Origin of the sequence: Bacillus sp. DHT2 (genome assembly GCF_026241455.1) — a bacterium.
Lineage (GTDB): Bacteria > Bacillota > Bacilli > Bacillales > Bacillaceae_G > Bacillus_A > Bacillus_A pseudomycoides.
Genome location: NZ_JAPHWH010000003.1, coordinates 325,262 through 348,946, shown reverse-complemented (window position 1 = coordinate 348,946; position 23,685 = coordinate 325,262). Strand labels below are relative to the sequence as shown.

Sequence of the window (23,685 nt, the reverse complement as noted above, 5' to 3'; positions counted from 1 at the left end):
AGATGGGGGATTATCTAAATGATACGTGTTTATAGGGGAAAAGAAGATAAGGTCAGTATATTAAATCTAATAAAAAGTATGGGGATAGAAGAAGAGGTAGGTTCTTTAGATGATATTGTCCTAAATTCTATGCAATTTCTCCTATATGAACAAAATGGAATTGAAGGGTTCTCATATTCATCTGTCTATACAAATAGTGCTGGAGAGTCTATTGCTCAAATCAGTGTTTATGTAGAACCAGATTCCCGTTTAAAAGGTATTGGTTCTACATTATATAAAGCAATGGAAGAGGTAATTTCTAAAACAAAACCAGATTTTGTGTGTACTTATATGAGAGTCGAATCAGAAAATCCTATTGGCTTTGCTAAGAAAATGGGGTTTGAAAAATGGTGGGGTTCACTTGAATCGGTATACAAGGGAGGAACTTTTCCTAAAGCAGACATTGAGTTGATTAAATATGAAGATAGATTTTTTGACCAGTTTGTAAAAATGGTACAGGAATGTTATTACGAGTTGTACGAAAAGAATGATATTAAACCTTACCTTGCTCCAGAAGACGGTGTAAAAAAATACAAATTAAACAATAAAAATAATGTATATTTAGTGTTAGAAAATGAACAAATTGTTGCATCAGTTACTACTGGAGAAGGGATATTAGATAATTTAATGGTTGTTCCAAGTTACCAAGGAAATGGATATGGACGTAAGGCTTTACAATTCGGTATGAACGAGATGTTAGAAGAAGGATACGAAGAAATCCGAATATGTTTTCTAGAGGGAAATGAAAGTGCTGAGAGGTTGTACACCTCTTTAGGCTTTAAGCCGCTTCATAATACACAGGTTTATCGAAAGTTCTTGTAAATTAAACACTCATTATTCCACAATCGGGAGCTTTAAGGGAACAAGGGAACTCAATAATAGGAGTTCCCTTTCTTTATCTCAAAAAAAACAACATTGTTTAACATAGCTTTTTGTGTAGAAAAATCCATATTGATCTTTCAACAGCCCAGTTATGACTATGAAGGAGAAAAGAAGACTTCTACTCATTTTCTCCTTTTGTTTTCACACGGCATGGGGCAAAAAAAGGCCCTGCCCGCATTTATGCATGGTCGGATCCGCTCTCCCATCTAAAAAAGAATGGTTTTCAATTTATATTCATATAGATAAAGTAAGTATTGTTTTACCTTTTCCATCATAAGTGCTATATTAAAAAATGTTACTTATTTTTTGTGTGTGGCGATTTTATATCATGTTGTTTGATTATGAAAAAAAAGGATACACTAATGACGAACATTTTCATTGAAAAATTGTTCAAGATTGCATACAATCAATATAGTTTTTAAATTCCTATCAGAATACTTGGAGGACTAATATCATGAAGAAATTATTTTCAGTGCTTGCAGTAGCTACACTAGCAATCGGTATTGTGGCGGGCTGTGGCAAAGAAGAGAAAAAAGATACAGCTACTAGTCAAGATGCATTGCAACAAATTAAAAAAAGCGGTGAATTCGTTGTTGGTACAGAAGGTACATACCCACCGTTTACATTCCACGATGGAAGTGGAAAATTAACTGGATTTGACGTTGAGTTAACAGAAGAAGTTGCAAAACGTCTCGGCGTGAAACCAGTATTTAAAGAAACACAATGGGATAGTTTGCTTGCAGGGCTTGATGCAAAACGTTTCGATATGGTTGCGAATGAAGTCGGAATTCGTGAAGATCGTCAAAAGAAGTATGATTTCTCTAAACCGTATATTTCTTCTTCAGCAGCACTTGTCGTTGCAAAGGATAAAGATAAACCTGCTTCATTTACAGATGTAAAAGGATTAACAGCAGCGCAGTCTTTAACAAGTAACTATGCAGATCTTGCAAAGAAAAATGGTGCGAAGATTCAAGGTGTAGAAGGCTTTAGTCAAGCAGTAGAACTACTTAATACAGGTCGCGTTGATTTCACAATCAATGATAAATTATCAGTGTTAAACTATTTACAAACGAAAAAAGATGCAAACATTAAAATTGCAGCAACAGAAAAAGAAGCGTCACAAAGTGGGTTCTTATTCCGTAAAGGTAGCGATAAGCTTGTACAAGAAGTAGATAAAGCGTTAGAAGATATGAAAAAAGATGGTACGTATGACAAAATAACGAAAAAATGGTTCGGTGAAAATGTATCTAAGTAATGCATTGATTACAGATCGATTATCTACATGGATAGATATTATGCAAGCATCCTTCATGCCTATGCTAGAGGGTGCTCTTTTCACGACAATCCCATTAACGCTTATCACGTTCGCGATTGGTCTTATATTGGCGACTTTGACGGCCTTAGCGCGTATTTCAGGTAGTCGCCTACTGCAATGGATTGCTCGTATCTATGTATCTATTATTCGCGGAACACCACTTCTTGTACAATTGTTTATTATTTTCTATGGGCTTCCAACTTTAAAAATTGAGATTGATCCATATACAGCAGCTATTATTGGTTTTTCATTAAATGTTGGTGCATATGCATCTGAAATTATTCGTGCTTCTATTTTGTCTATTCCAAAAGGACAATGGGAAGCAGCATATACAATTGGGATGACATATCCACAGGCGCTGAAACGCATTATTTTACCACAAGCGACACGTGTATCGATTCCACCGCTTTCGAATACGTTTATTAGCTTAGTGAAGGATACTTCATTAGCATCATTAATTTTAGTAACAGAGCTGTTTCGAAAAGCACAGGAAATTGCAGCAATGAACTATGAATTTTTAATTGTTTATTTTGAAGCAGGTCTTATTTATTGGGCGATTTGTTTCTTATTATCTATCGTGCAACAAATATTAGAAAAACGTTCAGAACGTTATACGCTTAAATAATAATCCTTTTATAAAAGGAGTTTTTGTTTTTATGATTTCAATTCAACATTTACAAAAGAGTTTCGGTGATAACACGGTACTAAAGCATATTGATTTATCAGTGGAGAAAGGTGAAGTTGTTGTCATTATTGGGCCATCTGGATCTGGTAAGACAACATTTTTACGTTGCCTGAATGTATTAGAAACACCAAATGCAGGTATTGTTCGCATTGGTGACAAAGAGCTGGATTTCTCTAAAAAAGTAACGAAGAAAGATATTGTAAATCTTCGTACACAAACAGGTATGGTGTTCCAGCATCATAATTTATTTCCTCATTTAACAGCAATCCAAAATGTAATGGAAGGGCTTGTTACAGTGAAAAAAGTAGGGAAAGAAGAAGCGAAGAAAAAAGCGACATATTTCCTTGAGAAGGTTGGACTTGGTGACAAAATGGAGTTATATCCATTCCAACTATCTGGTGGCCAGCAACAACGCGTTGGAATTGCTCGTGCGCTCGCGATGGAACCAGAAGTTTTATTATTTGATGAACCAACGTCAGCGTTAGACCCAGAACTTGTACAAGAGGTCCTAAAGGTAATGAAGGAACTTGCACAAGAAGGAATGACGATGGTGATTGTAACGCACGAAATGCGCTTTGCTCATCAAATTGCGAATCGTGTTATCTTTATGGATGGCGGCGTTGTTGTGGAACAAGGTACACCAGAAGAAGTATTTACAAATCCAAAAGAAGAACGAACGAAGCGATTTTTACAAATGCTAGGGTAGAAAGAAAGGTCTCAAGCGAATGCTTGAGACCTTTTTTGCCATATATATTTATTTTTGGTATCCGCCAAGGCTTTGCTCAGCCATTGCTACTAAACGTTTTGTAATTTCGCCACCAACAGAACCGTTTGCACGAGCTGTAGAATCTGCTCCTAATTGTACACCAAATTCTTGAGCGATTTCATATTTCATTTGATCGATTGCAGCTGTTGCGCCTGGTACTACTAATGGATTGTTTTGGTTTGCCATAGGAATATATCCTCCTTAAAGTATAGAAATTTTTTTGGTTGGATTAGCTGGAGTTGAACCAGATTATCGCCTCGTTTGGCGCTAATCCATCGTTTGAAGTGAATCTACTCATAGTATGGATGTTACGTAGAAAGATATGCGAGTTAATAATTTGTAAATTTTGTAAAAATATATACCGATTTTAATTTTTCAGCATATAAGTTACAGCTATGGATAACGAAAAGTGACCTGCACTCTTTTTCTCTCTGTGTTTTCACTTGGCATGGGGCAGGAAAAGGATCTGAATGCTTCCATGCATGGCCGGATGCTCCCTCCCACCTAAAAAGAAGGAGTTTATTTCGTTTTTTTAATTTGTATTTTTCTAAAAGAAGGTCACACTAATTGTAAATATGAAACCTCTATGATTGGAGGAGTTATAAATGGGAATATGTCCACTTTGCAATGCACTAGAAGCTCAAGTATATTCTTGTCAAAGTTGCCTGAATGTACTCCAAGATTATGGGAAAGTTGTAGATTATACAGATGCTTATAGCGCATATATGGATCAAGATTTATTAATAGAGGTAGACGGTTTAACAGGGGAGAATTCTCAGCAATATTGTGTTCATGTTTTCTATTGCGGGACGTGTGGTACACAAACTGAATTAACGGTGAAACTGGTGTAATAAAAAAACTTCCACCTATTATAGGGTGGAAGTTTTATCTTCTGGTAATAGCCTTTTCGGACGAGAAAGATGATGTTCTGTTAAATGCATGGCGTACTCGTAAAATAGCTGTCTCGTCAGTTCACTATATTCTTGTAATGTTTCGGATTGAAATATAGTTCTTCCAGGTTTGGAATTGGCTTCAAATAGCCAAATCTTCTCATCTTTATCTAAACCTAAATCAAAACCAATTTCTCCAATATTTCCTTCCGTTTGCTGATCTAAAATAGAACTTAGTTGCAAGGCTGCATCTGTCAATTTATTCGTGATTCGAACACGCTCCGTTGCATCAGAAAAAATATCTTGGAGTAGTTTTACTTCTCCGCCGCTATTTATATGAGTTGTCATACTGCCTTTCCCGGCGATTTTTGCAACGATGGCACTGACTCTCCAATTCCCAAAACGATTTTTATTTGTATGAATGCGAAAGTCTACTGGCTGCCCACCTATACGTAATAATACAATTCCTTGTTGAACAATAAATGTTTTTAAATCATGGCCTTGCATAACATGATTGATAAGTGTTTCTAAAGAGTGATACTTTCGTAATTTATTCTGCCCTGCCTCGCGGTAACGACAATAATAACTGTTTTCTGAAGTGGAATAAAGAATTTGATAAATATTTCGTCCAAGACTACCATGCACAGGTTTCATATAAATGTGTTTATATGATGATAAGAAATTTTCTACTTGCTCGAAGTGCTGAAATGTTTCTGTTTGAGGTAACAGAGAAGCGACTGTTTTTTCATTTGTAAGCAGCTGGTGTATATTCCATTTGTTAAAAAAACCTGGGTTAAACCATGGAATGGTGTACTTCGTTTGTAATCGTTTTTTTGTTCTGAGAATAGGTTTGTAAAGTTCTGCTTCTCGATTAGGTAGCCGATCATAAATAACGTTTGGAAAAGGAACTTTACATTGTATCCAGTTTTCCTCTTTAAAAAAGTATCCATCAATTGTTTCCTCATCCCAGTTCATATGTTGTGCACCAAATAAGAAAACAAATGGATGTAAAGAGTGGGGTGGGGTCAGTAACTCCTTGAAACTGATGGAACGATTGCCAATTGGATTAGCAGCTGATTCTGTAAAACCTGTTGTGAAAATACCGATCAATGGCCCAAATACAAGTGTTTGATTTTGAATGAAAGCATGCACGGTAGTTGGAAATGGAAGATAAAGTTCTTTCGCAATTTGTTCGCCAATTATAATTTCGTGAGCATAAGTATAATGAATTTCAATATTTTCACATGTCGTATTTCGTGTGCCGAAGGAAAGAAATGTAAGGGGAGAAGTACTAGAAAATATATAGGGCAATGTTAGCGATCTTGGATGATCGATAGAAATTTGTAATGTGTAAATATGATCTTTCAATGTAATAGTCACTCCTTTTTCAGTTACGGTGTAAATCGATTAAACCGTAATGGGCCGCGGGAAGCTTCTTCGGCCAGTGAATAATCATGCTGTTTTCGCATTCGCATATATAATCCTAAGTGCTCTATTTTATCCATTATGTAAAAAGAGAAGAGAGAACTGCTCAATTGTTTTTTATTTCTATTGTGCAATTGCGCGAATGGCTTCAGTACATTGCAAACATGCTCCCATATCATTATACTGTTGTCCGTATAACGATATTCTATTTTTGGATGATCTATGTTTTAGGGCGAGAGAAGCCAAATTGAAAGACATTCCTTTTTAGAGGTAAGAGAGGATCCGATTATGCATAGAAACGGTCAGGTCCTTTTTTCACCCCACGCTAAGTGAAACCAAAAGGAGAAAATAAGTGGAGGTCACTTTTTGTTTTCATAGCAGTGACTGATGTATGGAAAGATCGAAATGGATTTATGTACATACAAGTGGAAAAACCTTTCTTTTTAGAGAGGAAAGAGGATCCGTCCATGGATAGAAGCGGTCGGATTCTTTTTCGGTCCCATGCCAAGTGAAAACGAGTGGAGATCATCTTTTGTTCGTCATGGCAGTGGTTGCATTTCGGGGAAATATGGTAGTTATTTCGCATCTTAAGCCGTGAGAAATCGCAAAAGGTAGCTGATGGATGGAGAAAGTCAGTGTATCTCAAGATAAATGGCTGGTTGTGTATTGTTTTTGTAACAGGTTGTAGTAAGATATATATATTTGGAGAAATGGAAGGCTGGTATTGTGTAATGAATATGTGGTTAAATATGTTAACAACGACAGGGTTAGGAGCAATAATTGGTGGGTATACGAATCATTTAGCGATAAAAATGTTATTTCGCCCGCATCGCCCTATTTATATTGGAAAGTTTCGAGTACCTTTTACGCCCGGATTGATTCCGAAGCGTCGTGATGAACTTGCTGTTCAATTAGGGAAAATGGTTGTGGATCATTTGTTAACACCAGAAGGAATCGGCAAGAAATTAACAGATGAAAACTTTCAGAAAGAGCTTATTCAGTGGGGACAAGTAGAGATAGATAAAATTTTGGTGAACGAGCAATCATTACGAGAGGTTTTAGAAAAATGGGGCTTGGAGCATGTGGAAGGGAAGACCATCCAAAAAATTGAAAGTATGATTGTGGAAAAAATTGATACGTTTTTATCACAATATTATACATATACGTGGGAACAAGCTTTGCCTAGTTCTGTTCATGAAAAAGTGGAGCAAATGATTCCGAATGTAGCATCATTTATTTTAGAAAGAGGTAAAAGCTTTTTTGAAAGTGAAGAGGGAAAAGAGCGGCTTGCCAAAATGATTGATGACTTTTTTGCTTCGCGAGGTACATTATTAAATTTAGTAGGTATGTTTTTAGGGAATGTAAGTTTAGTGGATCGTCTGCAGCCAGAAGTGATTAAGTTTTTAGGACAAGAAGGAACGAAGCAGCTTTTAAGTGATGTACTGCAAAAAGAGTGGGAGAAATTAAAGGGAAGAGAAGTGAAGGAACTAGATTCCTTTATAGAGAAAGAAACGATTGTAAAGTCAATCCTATCAACAGTTAAAATAGAGGAAACTGTAAGAGGATTTTTCAATCAGTCTGTTCAAAAAGTGTGTGAACCAGTTCGGGAAAAAGTTGTACAAACAATGATTCCAAGTTTAGTGAAAAAAGGTTTAGCATGGGGGACAAACAATACCGAACAGATTTTGAAAAATTTACATCTTGCTGAAATTGTACAACAAGAAGTATCTACATTCTCAACAGAGAGATTAGAAGATCTTGTGTTATCAATTACGAAGAGTGAATTGAAGATGATTACATATTTGGGAGCGTTGTTAGGGGGGACAATAGGTTTGATTCAAGGTATAGTGTTGCTTTTTCTAATGTAACGCTTTGTCTATATAAATCCATATTGCTTTTTCAACATACAAATCACGGCCATGAAAACAACAGGAGACATCCACTTATGTTCTCCTGTTGTTTTCACATAGCATGGGGCCGACCGCTTTTATGCATGAACGGACACCCTCACTCCTAAAAAGAAAGGTTTTATATCGGTAGCTCAATTTGTACTACTACCCCCACCTACCTCTACAAGAGCTTGAGGTGGAGGATTCTCCTGTCTCTGTCCTCACAAAACAGTTCCTCTCGATAAATAAAGTGAAATTTCTTCACATCTCGTGCATAGTTTGTTATTGTAAGAAGGTGCGTATCAAAAGGTACTCAAAGGGCGGGGACAATAGACCAAGCCCGTTAAAGGAGGAAAAATACAATGACAAAAAACATTCATGATGTTGCATATGAATTACAAAAAGCAATTGCAGAAAATACAGATTTCCAAGCTTTAAAAGCAAGTTATGCAGAAGTACAAGGGGATGCGGCATCAAAACAACTGTTTGATCAATTCCGTACAATGCAAATGGGCTTACAACAAAAGATGATGCAAGGACAAGAAATTACAGAAGAAGATAACCAAAAAGCACAAGAAGTTGTAGCGCTTATTCAACAAGATCCAAAAATCGTAAAGTTAATGGAAGCAGAGCAACGCTTAAATGTTGTAATCGGCGATATTAACAAAATTATTATGAAGCCACTTGAAGAATTATATACTGCATATCAGGCTTAATGAGAAAGGCGTTTCCTGAGAGGGAAGCGTCTTTTTTTATGGAGTTCGCAGAAGTTCCTTTTCTCAATCAATTGCATAAAAGGAAAGTTTTACAGGAAATAAAGTAAAGATAGGCAAGGAATATTTGTTGAGAAAACCTTTAAAAATATGTGATACAAATGTAAAAATTTATAAAAAATATTATTTCGATATAACAAAATACATGTAAGGGTTTTCATTTTTTATTGTCAAAATAATTTCGAATTCATATTGTTGGAAAAGTAATACATTTATAATATAATAATCAACAAGATATATTACACCACATTAATTAATCAGGTGTAATATATGGCTGATTTACATAATAACTAGCTTTATTGTACACGATTTTGACATAAAGGGATGATTAGTTTGAGTACAGAAGTAAAAGCAAACAACGTGAAAACAACAACAAAAGGAGCCGATCTTGTTGTCGATTGTTTAATCGAACAAGGAGTTACACATGTTTTCGGTATTCCAGGTGCAAAAATTGATTCTGTGTTTGATGTGTTGCAAGAGCGTGGACCTGAGTTAATCGTTTGTCGTCATGAACAAAACGCAGCATTTATGGCAGCGGCTGTTGGGAGATTGACAGGGAAACCAGGTGTATGTCTTGTTACATCGGGACCAGGGACATCAAATTTAGCGACAGGTCTTGTTACTGCTACGGCAGAGAGTGATCCCGTTGTTGCTTTAGCGGGTGCAGTGCCGCGTACAGATCGTTTAAAACGTACGCATCAATCTATGGATAATGCTGCACTATTCGAACCAATCACAAAATATAGCGTAGAAGTAGAGCATCCTGATAATGTGCCAGAAGCACTTACAAATGCATTCCGCAGTGCAACTTCTACTCATCCGGGAGCAACGCTTGTTAGTCTTCCACAAGATGTTATGACTGCTGAAACGTCCGTTTCATCTATTGGCACGCTTTCTCAGCCGCAACTTGGTATCGCTCCCACACATAAAATTGCAGCAGTTGTAGAACAAATTAAATCTGCAAAATTACCAGTTATTTTACTTGGTATGAGAGCGAGCACAAATGAAGTAACGAAAGCAGTTCGTGAGTTAATTGCTGATACACAATTGCCGGTTGTTGAAACGTATCAAGCAGCTGGAGCAATTTCACGTGAATTAGAAGATCATTTCTTTGGACGCGTTGGGTTATTCCGTAATCAACCAGGCGATATTTTATTAGAACAGGCCGATCTTGTTCTATCTATCGGTTATGACCCAATTGAGTATGATCCGAAGTTTTGGAATAAGTTAGGGGATAGAACGATTATTCATCTTGACGATCATCAAGCTGATATTGACCATGACTATCAACCAAATTGCGAATTAATTGGTGATATTGCATTAACGGTAGATAGCATTGCAGAGCAATTACCAAGATTTATCTTGTCAACAAAATCAGAAGCTATTTTAGATCAATTACGTGCGAAATTATCAGAGCAAGCCGAAGTGCCAGTTCGCGATTCACAAGGGCTTACACATCCACTGCAAGTCATTCGTACACTTCGTTCGTTAATTGATGATGAAACAACTGTTGCATGTGACATCGGTTCACATTACATTTGGATGGCAAGATGCTTCCGCTCTTATGAACCACGCCGTTTATTATTTAGTAATGGTATGCAGACATTAGGTGTCGCACTTCCTTGGGCAATTGCAGCGACATTGGTGGAACCAGGTAAAAAAGTGGTTTCTGTTTCTGGAGATGGTGGTTTCTTATTCTCTGCAATGGAACTAGAAACAGCAGTACGTCTCAAAGCTCCGATTGTTCATCTTGTTTGGAGAGATGGTACATATGATATGGTTGCCTTCCAACAAATGATGAAATACGGCAGAACATCAGCGACAGAATTTGGTGATGTTGATATTGTAAAATATGCAGAAAGCTTCGGTGCTATTGGACTTCGTGTGAATTCTCCAGAAGAGTTAGAAGGGGTATTACAAGAAGCACTGAAAGCAGAAGGTCCTGTAGTTGTAGATATTCCAATTGATTATCGCGATAACATTAAATTAAGTGAAAAATTACTACCAAACCAATTGAACTAGTGGTAAAGGAGTAGAATAGACATGAGTATTGCACAATTATTAGATATTGATGCGAAAAAGATGAAAACGAATAATGAAGTATATCAAACGTCAACAATGCTAGCTTTATTGGATGGTATATATGATGGCATTATCAACTTTGATAAATTAAAAGAGCACGGCGATTTTGGCATCGGTACGTTTGATCAATTAGATGGTGAAATGATTGCTTTTGATGGAGAATTTTATCATTTGCGTTCCGACGGTTCTGCAGAAATGGTAGCACCGGAAGAAACAACACCGTTTGCCACTGTAACATTTTTTGAAAAAGAAATGAGTTATACAATTGATCGTCCAATGAATCGTGAAGAAGTAGAATCTTTATTACATGAATTAATGCCAAGTAAAAACTTATTTTATGCGATTCGTATGGATGGAACATTCCGTGAAGTAAGAACAAGAACCGTTCCGCGTCAAGAAAAACCATATACACCACTCGTAGAAGTGACAAAATCACAGCCGATTTTTTCTTTCTCTCATACGAAAGGAACAATGGCAGGATTTTGGACACCAGATTATGCGCAAGGTATTGGAGTAGCCGGTTTCCATCTACATTATATTGATGATGAACGAAGCGGAGGCGGACATGTTTTTGATTTTACTGTAGAAAACTGTACGATCGAAATTTGTCAAAAAGCACATATGCATTTAGCACTTCCAGAAACAGCTGATTTTATGGCAGCGGATTTATCTAGAGAAAATCTTGAAAATGATATTGCGACTGCGGAAGGTGCGGAGTAAAAAAAGAAGCCGATTTGGCTTCTTTTTCATTTAGAGACAAATGGATGGTTCTTAAAATAAAAACGCCAAGGATAATGAACAGCTTCTTCAGCATAGTCAATATTGATGCGTGGGCCTGTTACAATCTCATATTGAGAAGATAGCTGCTCTGCTTCTGGCACCAATTCAATATATAATTCATCACCTTGTAAGGATAAGCCACGTTCTTCTAAAGTAATGCCAAGTGCGCGGCATAGCTTTCCAGGTCCGTTCGTTAAATTTTTGTATTGTGATTTCGTAAGATCTGTTTTACCGTAACGTGCCATTTTTATGTCTTCTATTCCATCGACTGGCTCTAATGCCCGAATAAGAACGCCTTGCGGGGTACCAACTGGAGCTGTAATGACATTAAAACAATGATACATACCATAGATGAGATATACATAAGCGTGTCCTGGTGCGCCAAACATAACTTCCGTGCGCTCGGTTCGTCTTCCCCCATAGCTATGTGCAGCTTTATCATCTGGTCCTTTATACGCTTCTACTTCTACAATGAATCCACTTCGTTTTATTCTATCTACTATATGTACAAGTTTATGACCAAGTAAATTTTTAGCAATTTCTAATGTATCACCCTCATAAAAAGAAGGAGGTGCTTTCATATTGGTATCCCCTTTACTGATGATATACGTATATATTAAACCAAATTTGCGTACGAAATTCTAACTCGTTCTAATTAACAAATTTAGTTCATAAATTATGGATAGAGTAAAGCAGCTAAGAGGAGGAATGCGACGTGATTTATCGCTTGTTGGCTCTTAATATAGATGGGACGCTCCTGCAGAAAAATGGGAAGATACCAAAAGGAACACGAGAAGCTATTGATTTTGTCAAACGAAAAGGTGTATATGTTACGCTGTTTACAAGTCGGCACTTTCAATCGGCTCATAAAATAGCAAAGTCATTAAAACTAGATTCTATATTAATTACGCATAGCGGTGCTTTTATTTCTGCTTCATTAGATAAGCCGCTTGTTCAAAAACGATTATCAGAAGAAAAAACGTTTAATATCGTGCAAGTGCTCGAACATTTTGAATGTAATGTCCGTATTTCACATGAACGTTTTTCTATCGGTAACCGTGAGCGAAATACACCAAACTTAATTGCACGCACTGTATTATCAAGTTCGGATCCGTTATTTTATCCTGTTCAATTTGTAGATTCATTAGGTGACGCACTGCGTGATCACCCTGTTGCAGCTCCGAAAATTGATGTTGTCTTTGCAAGTAGAGGAGAAAGAGAACGCGCGCTTAAAACGTTGAAAAAAGCATTTGAAAATGTCGAGTATATAGAATCCGATGGGGGAAGGGTAGAAATTCTTCCGCTTCATGTATCGAAATTAAGAGGATTACAATTATTAGGAGAACACCTTGGGATCGAATTGAATGAAATGGTGGCAATTGGAGATAGTTTGGAAGATTTAGATGTCATCGCGGGTGTTGGATTAGGAGTTGCAATGGGAGATGCACCTATTCCATTGAAGCAAGCAGCAGATTGGATTACACGTTCCAATAGTGAAAACGGAGTGGAATATATGATTAAGGAACATTTTCGAAAGCAATTTCCACTTCCATTTTTAAAAAATCACTCGCAGGTTCATAAATGGTGACAAGATGACGAAAGAACGCAGCCTGAAAGCTGCGTTTCTTAGTGTTTGTCTTTCCGGGAAAATGAGGAAAAGCTTCTATATTGACCTCTAGTCACCCTTCAAGTAAACTAAAGAGAGTTTACAAATGAAAAGGTGATAAGTGTTGTTAATTTCAATAAAAACGTTACAAGATGATCGTTTTTTACGTCCGCTACAAAATATTAGCGGCTTATTTTTTGAAGAAAGCACGATAGGATTTGAGAAAGAAGATGCGAATCTTATTGTTGAAATAAAGATAGAAGGAAACGTGACAGCTTCAGCACGTTTAACAGACGTTGCAACTGGAAATGTATATGAAGAAACGTTTGAAAAAGATTTATCTTCCTTCACAGTAGAAAAAGAACGTATGAAACAAGTAAAACATGTTGTTTCATATGTGTATCTTTCTGTCTTGCAACAGCTAACTGGAATTGAGCAAAGTTGGGGGATTTTAACAGGAGTACGTCCAACGAAACTTCTTCATAAAATGCTTCAAAATGGCATGTCAAAAGAAGAAGCGCATAAAGAACTTCGTGAAAGCTATTTAATTCATGAAGAAAAAATTGAACTTCTGCAGCGCATCGTGGACTGTCAATTAGCAGTTGTTCCAGATTTATATCGTTTGAAAGAAGAAGTAAGTATTTATATCGGTATTCCGTTCTGTCCGACAAAATGTGCATATTGTACATTCCCGGCGTATGCGATTAATGGACGTCAAGGATCGGTTGATTCTTTCTTAGGAGGCTTACACTACGAAGTTCGTGAAATTGGTAAGTTCCTAAAAGAAAAAGGTGTTAAGGTTACAACGATTTATTACGGAGGCGGTACGCCAACAAGTATTACAGCAGAAGAGATGGACATGTTGTATGAAGAAATGTACCAATCGTTCCCGGATGTGAAAGAAGTACGCGAAGTAACAGTTGAGGCAGGTCGTCCTGATACGATTACGCCAGAAAAACTAGAAGTATTAAATAAATGGAACATCGACCGCATTAGTATTAATCCGCAGTCGTACCATCAAGAAACGTTAAAAGCAATCGGGCGCCATCATACAGTGGAAGAAACGATTGAAAAGTATCATTTAGCACGTCAAATGGGAATGAACAATATCAATATGGACTTAATTATTGGTCTTCCAGGTGAAGGACTAGATATATTTAAACATACGTTAGATGAAACGGAAAAGTTAATGCCGGAATCATTAACAGTTCACACATTATCATTTAAGCGTGCTTCTGAAATGACGCAAAATAAGCGTAAATATAAAGTGGCAGGTCGCGAAGAAATTACAGCGATGATGCATGAGGCTGAAGAGTGGACGAAAAATCATAATTACGTACCTTATTATTTATACCGCCAAAAGAACATTTTAGGTAACTTAGAAAATGTTGGTTATGCGATGCCATCGCAAGAAAGTATTTATAATATCGTGATTATGGAAGAAGTACAGTCTATTATCGGTCTTGGCTGCGGTGCATCAAGTAAATTTGTGCATCCAGAGACAGGGGCAATTACACATTTTGCAAACCCGAAAGATCCGAAATCATATAATGATGGTTATATCAAATATACAGAAGATAAGCTTGAAATTTTAAAAGAGCTATTCTCTTAAAGTGAAACTTTAATCCGTGGGGGTTTTTCTCATCCCACACGGATTATTAATTGAACCAATCGGGCTTTTACGGGCAGTTTATCTCACACCTAACTTCTTGGCTTCTGCTAAAATTTAAGGTGGGAGTATTACTGCCCGTTAAAGCGGGGTAAGAGGCTGGCCTAAAGGTTCGCATATTGCGAGTTTTTAGGTTTCAGTCTCTTTTTTATATAAATGAGCTATTGTTTAAATAATATTGTTGATTTTAGCTATGTAAGCGTCAAATATTCCCTACCTACTATTTGTAAATAACCCATGAGATAATCTCCTTACATACTACATGTGGAGGTTTGGTTCTGTTGCAAAGTTCTCTAAACCACGTTACATTTTAGAAAAAATGAGTAGGAGCACGACAAGAGGAGATATTTTAAAGGAAAACAGTTTAAGAAAGATATCATTTTACTAATAAAGATGGAAAAAAAGTAATAATTCAGGACCATAGTGCAGGCCACTCTAAAGGTGGACAGGGACCGCATTTTAATGTGAGACCTGCAGATAAACCGCGAACAGGTAAATTTGAAGGTACACAAGAGCATTATCCATTTAATAAATAATATATAGAGGTGATTATATGTGGTACAGTAATTTAGAAGGAAATAGATTTATATCAAATTTATATAACGAAGCTCCTTCATTGTTAGATGTACGTATTGTAGCAGTTAAAATTGAAGATGAAGGTAAAAAAATTTCTATAAATTTTAATATGCCTAAATTCGCAGATAATCCTCCAAAAAAATGGAAAGATTTAAACTATAATACTGTATTTGTCCAACTAGACTTTTTTGATATACAGGAATTAACATTGAAATCTTCCAATGATAAATACAGAGGAGATATTAATATTGAATTAGACAAAGATGGGAATTTTAACATTAACATATCAGGTTCTGTATGTATGAATCTTAAAGCTGACTATGGTATCATACAATCTGTCAGTGGCTATATTGATACAATAAAATAGTTATCCTTAATTGACTCAACGTCTTTCAAAATTTTTAGTAGATGAGTATAGCAACTTAAATAGAATCAATGAGCAAGCTGTAAAGAACATAGTATACAAAAGCTTCGTTTGAAGTAATATAGTATGTTTTACCTTTGCTTAGCTATAAAACAAGGGAACACCTATTTAAGGAGTTCCCTTATTCCATCTGATTTAATCCTGTAATGCTCAGTCCTTTTTCTTTGGTGTAGGTTATAAATGCCCTCCAAGCATTCATACAAAAGACTTTGGAGGGTGAGAGCTTAGAACGGATAGCTTTATAAATAAAAACCATTCTTTGGATGGGAGAGAGAGTCCGTCCATGCATAGATTGCTTTTTTAGCCCCAGGCCAAGTAAAAACAAAGGGAGAAAATGAGTGGAGAACTCCTTTTGTTTTCATAGCAGATACGTGTATGCCTACAAATCAAAATGAATATATATTTGTAAAACGATGTCGAGAATGATCAGAAAAAGAAGGTAAAAATGTGGAGGAAATGTCTACTTATAGACGAAATGATAGAATTATGAAAGTTAAAAGGGGGCATATTTTGACATGTATATGACGATTGGGAGGATTTTTGATTTAACGGTAGGGAAATATGCAAATAAAGAAGCGTTAGTAGAACCAGAAAAGAACATTCGTTGGACATATAAAGAATGGGATGAACAGATCAATAAAACGGCGCAAGCATTATTAGCAGAAGGTGTGAAAAAAGGAGATACTGTATCTGTTTATTTATATAACTGTCATGAATTTGTAAACGTTTACCTCGCTTGTGCGAAAATCGGTGCGATTTTCAATCCGATTAATTTCCGTTTAAAAGCAAAAGAAGTAGCTTATATCCTCATGGATGCATCCTCAAAAGTCGTTGTATTTGAAAAAGCCGTTGAACAGACGGTTGCTACCATTGAACGAGATTTCCCAAATAGTTCTTTTTGGTACATAGAAGATCATGCACCTTCATACGCTGCTTCTTATCATGAAAAGGTAAATGCAGCTTCATCTGAGGCAGTGGATATTGTTGTTGAGGAAACAGATTATTGTTCGATGCTCTATACAAGTGGTACAACGGGTCATCCAAAAGGGGTGCTACATCGTCATCGTGATATGGCTGAACATAGTATGATTTGCACGTATTTCTTAAAATATAACCGTGATAGTATTGGCCTTGCAGTAGCACCGTTATATCATTGCGGTGAATTAAATGCTGGTATTATACCAAGAATTCAAGTTGGCGGAAAAAATATCATTTTACATCACTTTGATACAAAGACGGTGTTACATACAATTCAGAAGGAAAAGATTACAACATTCTTTGCGGCGCCAACGATGTGGAATATGCTGTTACAAGAGGATTTATCACAATATGAATTACGGTCGATGAAAATTGGAGTATATGGCGGAGCTGCGATGGCACCAGCGCTCGTAAAAGAATGTAAAGAGCGTCTGCATATCGATCTTGTTCAAATTTATGGAATGACAGAGATGGGTCCCGTTATTGCATTCTTAGTAGAAGAAGATCAAATTACGAAAGCTGGTTCAGCCGGAACGCCTTGTTTTAGTCATGAAATTCGAATTGTAAAACCGAACGAAGAGGGGCCGGCAGAACCAGATGACGTGTTACCACCTTATGAAGTGGGAGAAATTATTTCACGTGGACCAACTATGATGGCAGGATATCATAATCGTGAAGAAGCAACAGCAAAGTCTATGTATAAAGGATGGTATCACTCAGGTGATTTAGGTTATTTAGATAAAGATGGTTATTTATACGTTGCCGATCGTTTGGATGATATGGTCATTAGCGGCGGGGTAAATATTTATCCGCGTGAAATTGAAGATTTCCTGCATAGTCATCCTGGGATACTAGATGTTGCTGTACTTGGTGAACCAGATGAATTATGGGGTGAACGTGTTGTTGCGGTAGTGGTCAAAAAGGATGAACATATTACGGCGGAAGATTTAGAAAAGTATTGTAAAGAAAGTGATGAATTAGCAGACTATAAACGACCACGCCACTACGTATTTTCAGATGAACTTCCTCGTAATGCGAGTGGGAAATTGCAGAAATTTGTACTTAGAGAGTCATTAAAAGGTGCTAAACAATAAAAAAAATGCCTTTCCAATTTGGAAAGGCATTTTTTTTATTTGCGTGAGAAACCTTCTTCATCAAGGTATTCTGCAGCTTCTGGATAAGAATTGAATGTTCCGTCTAAGTTACTACCTGCGTACACATTCCACATATCGTCTTCTTGGATAAGAGTAAGAATATGGCCGTCTTCATTATGCCATTCTTCTTCTTTAGTAGGTGCAGCCTGTGCGACTACTTCTTCGGGTTCTTGGGATAGAAGTTCAATTGATTTTTGAATTAATGAGCGTAGTTCGTCTGCTGAAAATTCACGGATGTTAACCATGCCTTTATCGTCTGTTTTATAACCGTTAATGCCGCTAGCGTATACAAAGCCATTTCCATTTGGATGTAAATGATAAACAACGTTCTTTTTGTCTAAGCGACTTTCTTCAAAGTGAAAGTTTACACGTTTTAATGACACGTTCTTTCTTTCTAATTGCGGGAAAGATTCGATAATCGATAATTTTTCTTCAAAAGTTAGCATATTGCCTCCAAATATATAGTAAAAGATTTAATCCGTTCATTATAGCATAGGGGGATTTTTTTCTAAAGCGTTAGCGAGAAGGGAATGTGAAAAATGAAGACGGTTACTTCACGATACTGTAAAGAGTTTCTTCTAAAAGGCGCTGACGAACGCGCCTTTCTCACGTTACAATGGAACGTGGGCATTATCCTGCATGTAACACTTCCACCTCAAAATTTAGCGAAAGCAAGGAAGTTAGTGAGAGAAGAACTGTCAGTAAAAGCCCGATTGGTAAGGGATAATAATCAGTGGGGCTGAAGACCCCCCACTGATTAAAGTTTCATTTTATGTAGAGGTGATTTTTTTATGGTTCAAAAAATAGCAAAAGAATGTTTAGCGGGTTTTACCGTGGCGATTGTTGCACTGCCGCTCGCAATTGCATTTGGGATTGCCGCAACGGGGACATCTGAAGGGGCGTTAGTCGGATTGTATGGTGCGATTTTTGCGGGATTATTTGCAGCGCTGTTTGGTGGCACAGCAGGGCAAGTAACAGGTCCTACAGGTCCAATTACGGTGATTGCGACAGGAGTTATCGCAACTCATGGACTCGAAGCAAGTTTTATCGCATTTATGATGGCCGGGTTGTTTCAAATTTTATTTGGTGTATGTAAGCTTGGAGCTTATATACGTTATATTCCATATTCTGTTGTTTCAGGGTTTATGAATGGAATTGCACTTATCATTATTTTAGGTGAAATGAAGCATGTAAAGAATAGCTTTTTACTTGTTCTGTTAACAATTCTCGTTATGCTTGTTGCAGGGAAGTGGATTAAAGCGATTCCGGCGAGTCTAATTGCGTTAGTTGGAGTTACGGCAACATTGCCATTATTTTCTCATGTATTACAAGGACTTACGATTCAATTACCTTTTGTGGGAACGATTCCTCTAAACAAGATGATTGAAAAAATTGGAGCAATTCCAGAAGCAATACCTTCTCTTCATGTACCATCTTTTAGTGGATCAGTAGTGCTTGAACTTATTTTTCCAGCACTTAGTATCGCATTATTAGGATCAATTGACTCTTTATTAACATCTGTTGTGATGGATAACGTAACAGGTACGCGCCATAAAAGTAATAAAGAATTGATTGGCCAAGGGTTAGGGAATATCATGAGTGGATTGTTTGGCGGATTAGTAGGAGCAGGAGCAACTGTAAGATCGATTGTGAATATAAGAAGTGGCGGGAAAACAGCATTGTCAGCTTGTATGCATAGCATCATTTTATTTATTTTCATTATTGGACTTGGTGCGGTTGTACAATATATTCCACTTGCAGTACTATCGGGTATTTTAATTTTAACAGGTATCGGAATGTTTGATTGGGATAGCATGAAAAAGATGCATGTAGCCCCAAAAGGTGATACTGTCGTTATGCTTTTAACAATGGTGATTACAGTGAAATTTGATTTAATGATTGCGGTTGCGTTTGGCATAGTGCTTTCCTTCATTTTATATATAGTGCAATGTAAAGAACGAAAAGCTTCTATTGTAAAAGAAGAAGGGGAAGATGCATTGTATATGATTCGGGGGCCGCTTTCCTTTCTATCTGTTGACCGTATTTTCTCTTCTTTGCAAGAAGTCAAATCTCATTTGACATTACGTTTGAATGATGTGCATTATATGGATACTTCAGGAGCGATGGCGCTATTAAACTTTGTGGATCATACGGAGAAAATGGGTGCAAGTGTAACGCTTGAGCAATTACAGCCGCATGTTGAACAGACGCTGCTAAGTTTGGCAAATGATGAACAAAGAAAAAAGTTACAAATGGTGAACGAAAAGTAGAATTGAAATGATGAAAAGCAGCATCCACATAATTGGATGCTGCTTGTAGCGTTTTCTTAATCTGCTTTCAAATCAACAATGACATAGGCTAATATTACGACAAAGAAAATACTAACAGCTGGTGCGGTTAATACATGTCCAGCCGTAAAGGCAATACCTAGTGCTAATACTAGCACACTGGCAAGGAGCATATATCTTACAGTTATAATGGATTTGAAATTTGTAATGACGCGAATGAATAATCGAATGCTAAAATAAACAAATGGTAACAGATAAAGCAGAAAACCAATGATTCCAAATGAAAAGAATAAATCATGAAAGTCCATTTCAATTAGTTTAACTGCATCTTTATCTTTATAGTTTCCTGCGTATCCCATACCGAATAACTTTTGTGATGTAGGGGCTTCTTTATAGTATTGTTTATACACTTGTAAGAATTTATCACGGTCACTATAAATTAAACTATTCATTTCTCCACTTGTTAATTTTCCTTCTGCACGTCTTTTTGCTTCTTCAGGATCCTCTGTAATTACTTTCCCTTCTTTTCTTGCTTGTTCTTCGCTTGCTAATTTTTTATCTTCATATATTTGTAAATGAATGCCCATATTTTTTGCAATAGGAGTAAGTGGTGTGACTGCCAATAAACCACCTAGTACAACAAGAGCAACAAAGGTATTAACAAGATGTGTAATTCCTTTACCTACTTTTTTACGTTGCATCATATATTCAATAATAGAAAAGAGAAGTGCAACGCCTAGTGTAAGGATAATTGCTCCATAGCCCACTTTTGTTCCGACCATAATACTGGCATACATCGCTAAAATTGTTGGAATCCAGTAGTATACTTTAGAAAAAGAAGTTGTTTTCTGTACAGAGTAGAGTACAATCATTGGGAACGTGATTGCTAAAATAGAACTCAATTCATTTCCCGCGAAGAACCATCCTCTAGAGCCGGTTTTTTCGTATGAATAACTTGAGAAATCTGTTCCGGATGCTATAGATACAATCATAACCATACTTACAATTAACGATGCATATAAGAAATATGTAATGAGTTTATCAGAAGCATACTGTTTATCTTTTAGTTCTTTAAATACAAGAATATATCCAAACAATAAAACGATTGGATATGTACTTTTCAAAATGAATTTAATTTCCTCGCCAAAAGAAACGGGGTGCTTGACGATCATATTGTTTACAAGTCCAGCAGCAAGTACGATACCAAGCAAGACTAGATAGAAAATATATTTCTTATTACCAGGTTGTTTCCAATTGAAAAGTAGATATCCTAAAGCGAGAGTCATAAAGGCAAATCTTACTACAATTCCGACTGTCGCACTCATGTGTAATGTGTAGATAGAGAAAGATGTTAATAAATCTAAAATTGGTTGCAACACGATAAATAGTAACAGGAAATGTGGGAAGTAGTTATTCGTTTGTTTCAACTTGTTAACCATGTTTTCCTCCATTTCTTCATTTTCGCATGATTGGATGAACGAATTTCTATGTCCATTTGATACATCAACATAAGAATACACCATTTTATTATAATGGTAAATAGACGAGGATATGTGGCAAATCTCTTGAAAAGAGGTTATTTTCTTTCATTCATAATAGGGAATATGTAAATTTTCGAGTATATTAGACAGAAAATTACGAAAAAAGAAGGATTTTACACCTCTTTTCTTTAATTATATAAGTATAATCTTTAAGGAAGAAAGAGGGATATATAATGGAAGTAAAAAGTAAAGCCGAGTCTGTAGTTGTGAAATATGAAGGACGAGTAGCAACGATTATGATGAATCGCCCAGAAGTATTAAATGCATTAGATGAACCTACGCTCAAAGAATTGTTAGCAAAGCTGAAAGAAGTAGCTGAAAGTTCCGTTCATATTGTCGTATTATGCGGGAATGGACGTGGTTTTTCTGCGGGTGGAGACATTAAATCTATGCTTTCTAGTAATGATGAAAGCAAATTTGAAAGTATCATGAATACCATTTCAGAAATTGTTGTAACGTTATATACAATGCCAAAACTTGTGATCAGTGCAATTCATGGCCCAACTGCGGGGCTTGGTTTAAGTATTGCGTTAACAGCTGATTATGTATTGGCAGACGTTTCATCTATCATTGCGATGAATTTTATTGGAATCGCTTTAATACCAGACGGCGGGGGGCATTTCTTCTTACAAAAACGTCTCGGTGAAAATATGGCAAAACAAATCATTTGGGAAGGTAAAAAGTTACCAGCAACAGAAGCGTTAGAGCTTGGATTAATTGACGAAGTTATCGGAGAAAACTTCCAAGGTGCTGTAAAACAAAAAATAAATGAATGGCTTCAAAAACCAATTAAATCTATGATTCAAACGAAACAAATTTTATGCGAAGTCAATCGCTCAAGCTTAGAACAAACGCTTCAGCTTGAAAAGCGCGGACAATACGAAATGAGAAGAACAGCTGACCATAAAGAAGGAATTACTGCATTTTTAGAAAAACGTCCGCCTGCGTTTAAAGGGGAATAAAAAAAGAAAAAGTGTTAACACATCCTAAGTGTTAGCACTTTTTTAAGTAATGAGGGAAAAGATGAAAAGAAAAGTTATAGTTATTATCGGTTTATTTATGCTAATCTATTTTGCTCTACATAGCACACCAACGCTTGCTGTTCGCACGGCGTTATTTTTTGAGGGCCATCCTAACTAAGGTTGCTACAGGGGGAGAAATTACGAAGGAAAGAAATATAGAGAAAGAAGCACTTCCTGCAGCTTATCAAACATTGTATGGAACAGAAAATAATGAACCAGATCATTACTTCTTTCCGCATGTACAAGCTCATGGAACAGGGATTGATATGATGAGTGCGTGTGTGAAAAAGAAATGGTTTTTCTATAAAGCAGAGCTAGGATGCTACTAAATATGGAAAGAAGATATGCTATAGTATAAGTATGATATTTTGGTGGAGGTAGAACTATGTCAACTTATAATAAACTAGTTAGAGATCTCGTTCCAGAAAAGATTTTAATGTCTGGAAAAACATATACTTCAAAAAAATTAACTGGTCAAGCATACATACAAGCATTAGCGAAAATCGGAACAGAGGAAATTCGTGAATTCGCCTCAATGAAAGAACGTGAACACGCATTAGATTCACTGGCTGATGCACTAGAAGTCATCATCTCACTAGCGCGTGCAGAAGGCGCAACATTTGAAGATATTGAGCGTCTTCGTAAGCAAAAAGAAGAAGAACGCGGTGGGTTCCAAAGAGGGATTTACTTGCTGGATGTTTCGGAGGAGTAGTTAACTGTGAATTATATAGAGATATAAAACCTTTCTGTTTTTGGGTGGGAGAGAGGATTCGTCCATGCGTAGAAGCGGACTCGGCTTTTTTCTGCCCCGTTCTGGGTTTGAAACAAAGGGAGAGAATGAGAGTAAAACGTTCTCTTTTGACGTACAAAACAACAAACAATAAGCTAAATGGGTTACGAA

General features: G+C 36.6%; 21 protein-coding genes and 2 pseudogenes. 18 read left to right on the top strand and 5 right to left on the bottom strand.

What is annotated here, in order from left to right; translation table 11 throughout:
- Nucleotides 1–18 precede the first annotated feature (18 nt).
- The 4 genes from ORL93_RS10595 to ORL93_RS10580 all read left to right on the top strand — a co-directional run bounded on the left by ORL93_RS10595 (nt 19) and on the right by ORL93_RS10580 (nt 3,627).
- Complete coding sequence (locus ORL93_RS10595; RefSeq protein WP_265959035.1) at nt 19–861, top strand: GNAT family N-acetyltransferase; 843 nt, start codon at nt 19–21, stop codon at nt 859–861.
- A 514-nt stretch (nt 862–1,375) separates the two neighbouring features.
- A complete protein-coding gene (locus ORL93_RS10590; RefSeq protein ID WP_265959034.1) occupies nt 1,376–2,176 on the top strand; it encodes an amino acid ABC transporter substrate-binding protein in 801 nt (266 codons plus the stop codon).
- Complete coding sequence (locus ORL93_RS10585; RefSeq protein WP_018782317.1) at nt 2,163–2,861, top strand: amino acid ABC transporter permease; 699 nt, start codon at nt 2,163–2,165, stop codon at nt 2,859–2,861. Before ORL93_RS10590 ends, ORL93_RS10585 begins: the two co-directional genes overlap by 14 nt.
- Nucleotides 2,862–2,892: 31 nt before the next feature.
- On the top strand, nt 2,893–3,627 hold the full coding sequence (locus tag ORL93_RS10580) for an amino acid ABC transporter ATP-binding protein (RefSeq protein WP_018782316.1): 735 nt from the start codon (nt 2,893–2,895) through the stop codon (nt 3,625–3,627).
- A gap of 48 nt (nt 3,628–3,675) precedes the next feature.
- On the opposite strand, the gene ORL93_RS10575 is transcribed toward ORL93_RS10580, so the two are convergent.
- Nucleotides 3,676–3,873, bottom strand: a complete 198-nt coding sequence (locus tag ORL93_RS10575) for an alpha/beta-type small acid-soluble spore protein (protein WP_003195499.1) — start codon at nt 3,871–3,873, stop codon at nt 3,676–3,678.
- 419 nt (nt 3,874–4,292) lie between these two features.
- Here ORL93_RS10575 and ORL93_RS10570 point away from each other — a divergent pair, with 419 nt between their 5' ends.
- A complete protein-coding gene (locus tag ORL93_RS10570) occupies nt 4,293–4,538 on the top strand; it encodes a hypothetical protein (protein WP_018782315.1) in 246 nt (81 codons plus the stop codon).
- A gap of 18 nt (nt 4,539–4,556) precedes the next feature.
- Here the strand turns inward: ORL93_RS10570 and ORL93_RS10565 are convergent, their stop codons facing one another.
- Nucleotides 4,557–5,945, bottom strand: a complete 1,389-nt coding sequence (locus ORL93_RS10565; RefSeq protein WP_265959033.1) for a YheC/YheD family endospore coat-associated protein — start codon at nt 5,943–5,945, stop codon at nt 4,557–4,559.
- A 767-nt stretch (nt 5,946–6,712) separates the two neighbouring features.
- Here ORL93_RS10565 and ORL93_RS10560 point away from each other — a divergent pair.
- From ORL93_RS10560 to budA, 4 genes are all read left to right on the top strand, one after another.
- Entirely contained in the window at nt 6,713–7,870 is a 1,158-nt protein-coding gene (locus ORL93_RS10560; RefSeq protein ID WP_265959061.1) for a DUF445 domain-containing protein, read from the top strand.
- Between the two features lie 383 nt (nt 7,871–8,253).
- Nucleotides 8,254–8,607 carry a YlbF/YmcA family competence regulator gene (locus ORL93_RS10555; protein ID WP_006093678.1) on the top strand — a complete coding sequence of 118 codons (354 nt, stop codon included), beginning with the start codon at nt 8,254–8,256 and terminating at the stop codon, nt 8,605–8,607.
- Between the two features lie 390 nt (nt 8,608–8,997).
- Nucleotides 8,998–10,686 carry an acetolactate synthase AlsS gene (gene alsS / locus ORL93_RS10550; protein WP_018782312.1) on the top strand — a complete coding sequence of 563 codons (1,689 nt, stop codon included), beginning with the start codon at nt 8,998–9,000 and terminating at the stop codon, nt 10,684–10,686.
- A gap of 21 nt (nt 10,687–10,707) precedes the next feature.
- The gene (budA, locus tag ORL93_RS10545; RefSeq protein ID WP_040119177.1) at nt 10,708–11,466 is read left to right on the top strand and encodes an acetolactate decarboxylase; all 759 of its coding nucleotides are present in this window, start codon (nt 10,708–10,710) and stop codon (nt 11,464–11,466) included.
- Nucleotides 11,467–11,492: 26 nt separating this feature from the next.
- On the opposite strand, the gene ORL93_RS10540 is transcribed toward budA, so the two are convergent.
- Nucleotides 11,493–12,107, bottom strand: a complete 615-nt coding sequence (locus tag ORL93_RS10540; RefSeq protein ID WP_098641351.1) for a DNA-3-methyladenine glycosylase — start codon at nt 12,105–12,107, stop codon at nt 11,493–11,495.
- Nucleotides 12,108–12,241: 134 nt separating this feature from the next.
- On the opposite strand from ORL93_RS10540, the gene ORL93_RS10535 reads away from it, so the two are divergent.
- The 5 genes and pseudogenes from ORL93_RS10535 to ORL93_RS10515 all read left to right on the top strand — a co-directional run bounded on the left by ORL93_RS10535 (nt 12,242) and on the right by ORL93_RS10515 (nt 17,873).
- The gene (locus tag ORL93_RS10535) at nt 12,242–13,114 is read left to right on the top strand and encodes a Cof-type HAD-IIB family hydrolase (RefSeq protein ID WP_097793709.1); all 873 of its coding nucleotides are present in this window, start codon (nt 12,242–12,244) and stop codon (nt 13,112–13,114) included.
- A gap of 139 nt (nt 13,115–13,253) precedes the next feature.
- A complete protein-coding gene (locus tag ORL93_RS10530; RefSeq protein WP_003195520.1) occupies nt 13,254–14,744 on the top strand; it encodes a coproporphyrinogen III oxidase in 1,491 nt (496 codons plus the stop codon).
- Nucleotides 14,745–15,184: 440 nt separating this feature from the next.
- Nucleotides 15,185–15,337, top strand: a pseudogene (locus ORL93_RS10525) (HNH/endonuclease VII fold putative polymorphic toxin); the annotation flags it as partial.
- 17 nt (nt 15,338–15,354) lie between these two features.
- Nucleotides 15,355–15,744, top strand: coding sequence for an Imm50 family immunity protein (locus ORL93_RS10520; RefSeq protein WP_006093671.1), 390 nt, complete (start codon nt 15,355–15,357; stop codon nt 15,742–15,744).
- 572 nt (nt 15,745–16,316) lie between these two features.
- The gene (locus ORL93_RS10515; RefSeq protein ID WP_265959032.1) at nt 16,317–17,873 is read left to right on the top strand and encodes a fatty acid--CoA ligase; all 1,557 of its coding nucleotides are present in this window, start codon (nt 16,317–16,319) and stop codon (nt 17,871–17,873) included.
- A gap of 35 nt (nt 17,874–17,908) precedes the next feature.
- Here ORL93_RS10515 and ORL93_RS10510 read toward each other — a convergent pair whose 3' ends face one another.
- Complete coding sequence (locus ORL93_RS10510; RefSeq protein ID WP_003195524.1) at nt 17,909–18,379, bottom strand: hypothetical protein; 471 nt, start codon at nt 18,377–18,379, stop codon at nt 17,909–17,911.
- A 345-nt stretch (nt 18,380–18,724) separates the two neighbouring features.
- Between ORL93_RS10510 and ORL93_RS10505 the strand changes: the two genes are divergently transcribed.
- Entirely contained in the window at nt 18,725–20,203 is a 1,479-nt protein-coding gene (locus tag ORL93_RS10505; protein ID WP_265959031.1) for a SulP family inorganic anion transporter, read from the top strand.
- Nucleotides 20,204–20,259: 56 nt separating this feature from the next.
- Here ORL93_RS10505 and ORL93_RS10500 read toward each other — a convergent pair whose 3' ends face one another.
- The gene (locus ORL93_RS10500) at nt 20,260–21,660 is read right to left on the bottom strand and encodes an O-antigen ligase family protein (RefSeq protein WP_018782307.1); all 1,401 of its coding nucleotides are present in this window, start codon (nt 21,658–21,660) and stop codon (nt 20,260–20,262) included.
- 275 nt (nt 21,661–21,935) lie between these two features.
- Here ORL93_RS10500 and ORL93_RS10495 point away from each other — a divergent pair, with 275 nt between their 5' ends.
- The 3 genes and pseudogenes from ORL93_RS10495 to ORL93_RS10485 all read left to right on the top strand — a co-directional run bounded on the left by ORL93_RS10495 (nt 21,936) and on the right by ORL93_RS10485 (nt 23,496).
- Nucleotides 21,936–22,724 carry an enoyl-CoA hydratase gene (locus ORL93_RS10495; protein WP_006093684.1) on the top strand — a complete coding sequence of 263 codons (789 nt, stop codon included), beginning with the start codon at nt 21,936–21,938 and terminating at the stop codon, nt 22,722–22,724.
- Nucleotides 22,725–22,785: 61 nt separating this feature from the next.
- Nucleotides 22,786–23,113: pseudogene (locus tag ORL93_RS10490) on the top strand (hypothetical protein).
- Between the two features lie 56 nt (nt 23,114–23,169).
- Nucleotides 23,170–23,496, top strand: coding sequence for a nucleoside triphosphate pyrophosphohydrolase (locus ORL93_RS10485; protein ID WP_003195533.1), 327 nt, complete (start codon nt 23,170–23,172; stop codon nt 23,494–23,496).
- Nucleotides 23,497–23,685 lie beyond the last annotated feature (189 nt).

Coding starts and splice junctions, on each gene's coding strand:
- ORL93_RS10505 (WP_265959031.1), top strand. CDS start 18,725: ATGGTTCAAAAAATAGCAAAAGAATGTTTAGCGGGTTTTACCGTGGCG.
- ORL93_RS10575 (WP_003195499.1), bottom strand. CDS start 3,873: ATGGCAAACCAAAACAATCCATTAGTAGTACCAGGCGCAACAGCTGCA.
- ORL93_RS10500 (WP_018782307.1), bottom strand. CDS start 21,660: ATGGTTAACAAGTTGAAACAAACGAATAACTACTTCCCACATTTCCTG.
- ORL93_RS10540 (WP_098641351.1), bottom strand. CDS start 12,107: ATGAAAGCACCTCCTTCTTTTTATGAGGGTGATACATTAGAAATTGCT.
- ORL93_RS10510 (WP_003195524.1), bottom strand. CDS start 18,379: ATGCTAACTTTTGAAGAAAAATTATCGATTATCGAATCTTTCCCGCAA.
- ORL93_RS10580 (WP_018782316.1), top strand. CDS start 2,893: ATGATTTCAATTCAACATTTACAAAAGAGTTTCGGTGATAACACGGTA.
- ORL93_RS10560 (WP_265959061.1), top strand. CDS start 6,713: ATGGAAGGCTGGTATTGTGTAATGAATATGTGGTTAAATATGTTAACA.
- ORL93_RS10585 (WP_018782317.1), top strand. CDS start 2,163: ATGTATCTAAGTAATGCATTGATTACAGATCGATTATCTACATGGATA.
- ORL93_RS10515 (WP_265959032.1), top strand. CDS start 16,317: ATGTATATGACGATTGGGAGGATTTTTGATTTAACGGTAGGGAAATAT.
- budA (WP_040119177.1), top strand. CDS start 10,708: ATGAGTATTGCACAATTATTAGATATTGATGCGAAAAAGATGAAAACG.
- ORL93_RS10495 (WP_006093684.1), top strand. CDS start 21,936: ATGGAAGTAAAAAGTAAAGCCGAGTCTGTAGTTGTGAAATATGAAGGA.
- ORL93_RS10485 (WP_003195533.1), top strand. CDS start 23,170: ATGTCAACTTATAATAAACTAGTTAGAGATCTCGTTCCAGAAAAGATT.
- ORL93_RS10570 (WP_018782315.1), top strand. CDS start 4,293: ATGGGAATATGTCCACTTTGCAATGCACTAGAAGCTCAAGTATATTCT.
- ORL93_RS10555 (WP_006093678.1), top strand. CDS start 8,254: ATGACAAAAAACATTCATGATGTTGCATATGAATTACAAAAAGCAATT.
- ORL93_RS10520 (WP_006093671.1), top strand. CDS start 15,355: ATGTGGTACAGTAATTTAGAAGGAAATAGATTTATATCAAATTTATAT.
- ORL93_RS10595 (WP_265959035.1), top strand. CDS start 19: ATGATACGTGTTTATAGGGGAAAAGAAGATAAGGTCAGTATATTAAAT.
- ORL93_RS10590 (WP_265959034.1), top strand. CDS start 1,376: ATGAAGAAATTATTTTCAGTGCTTGCAGTAGCTACACTAGCAATCGGT.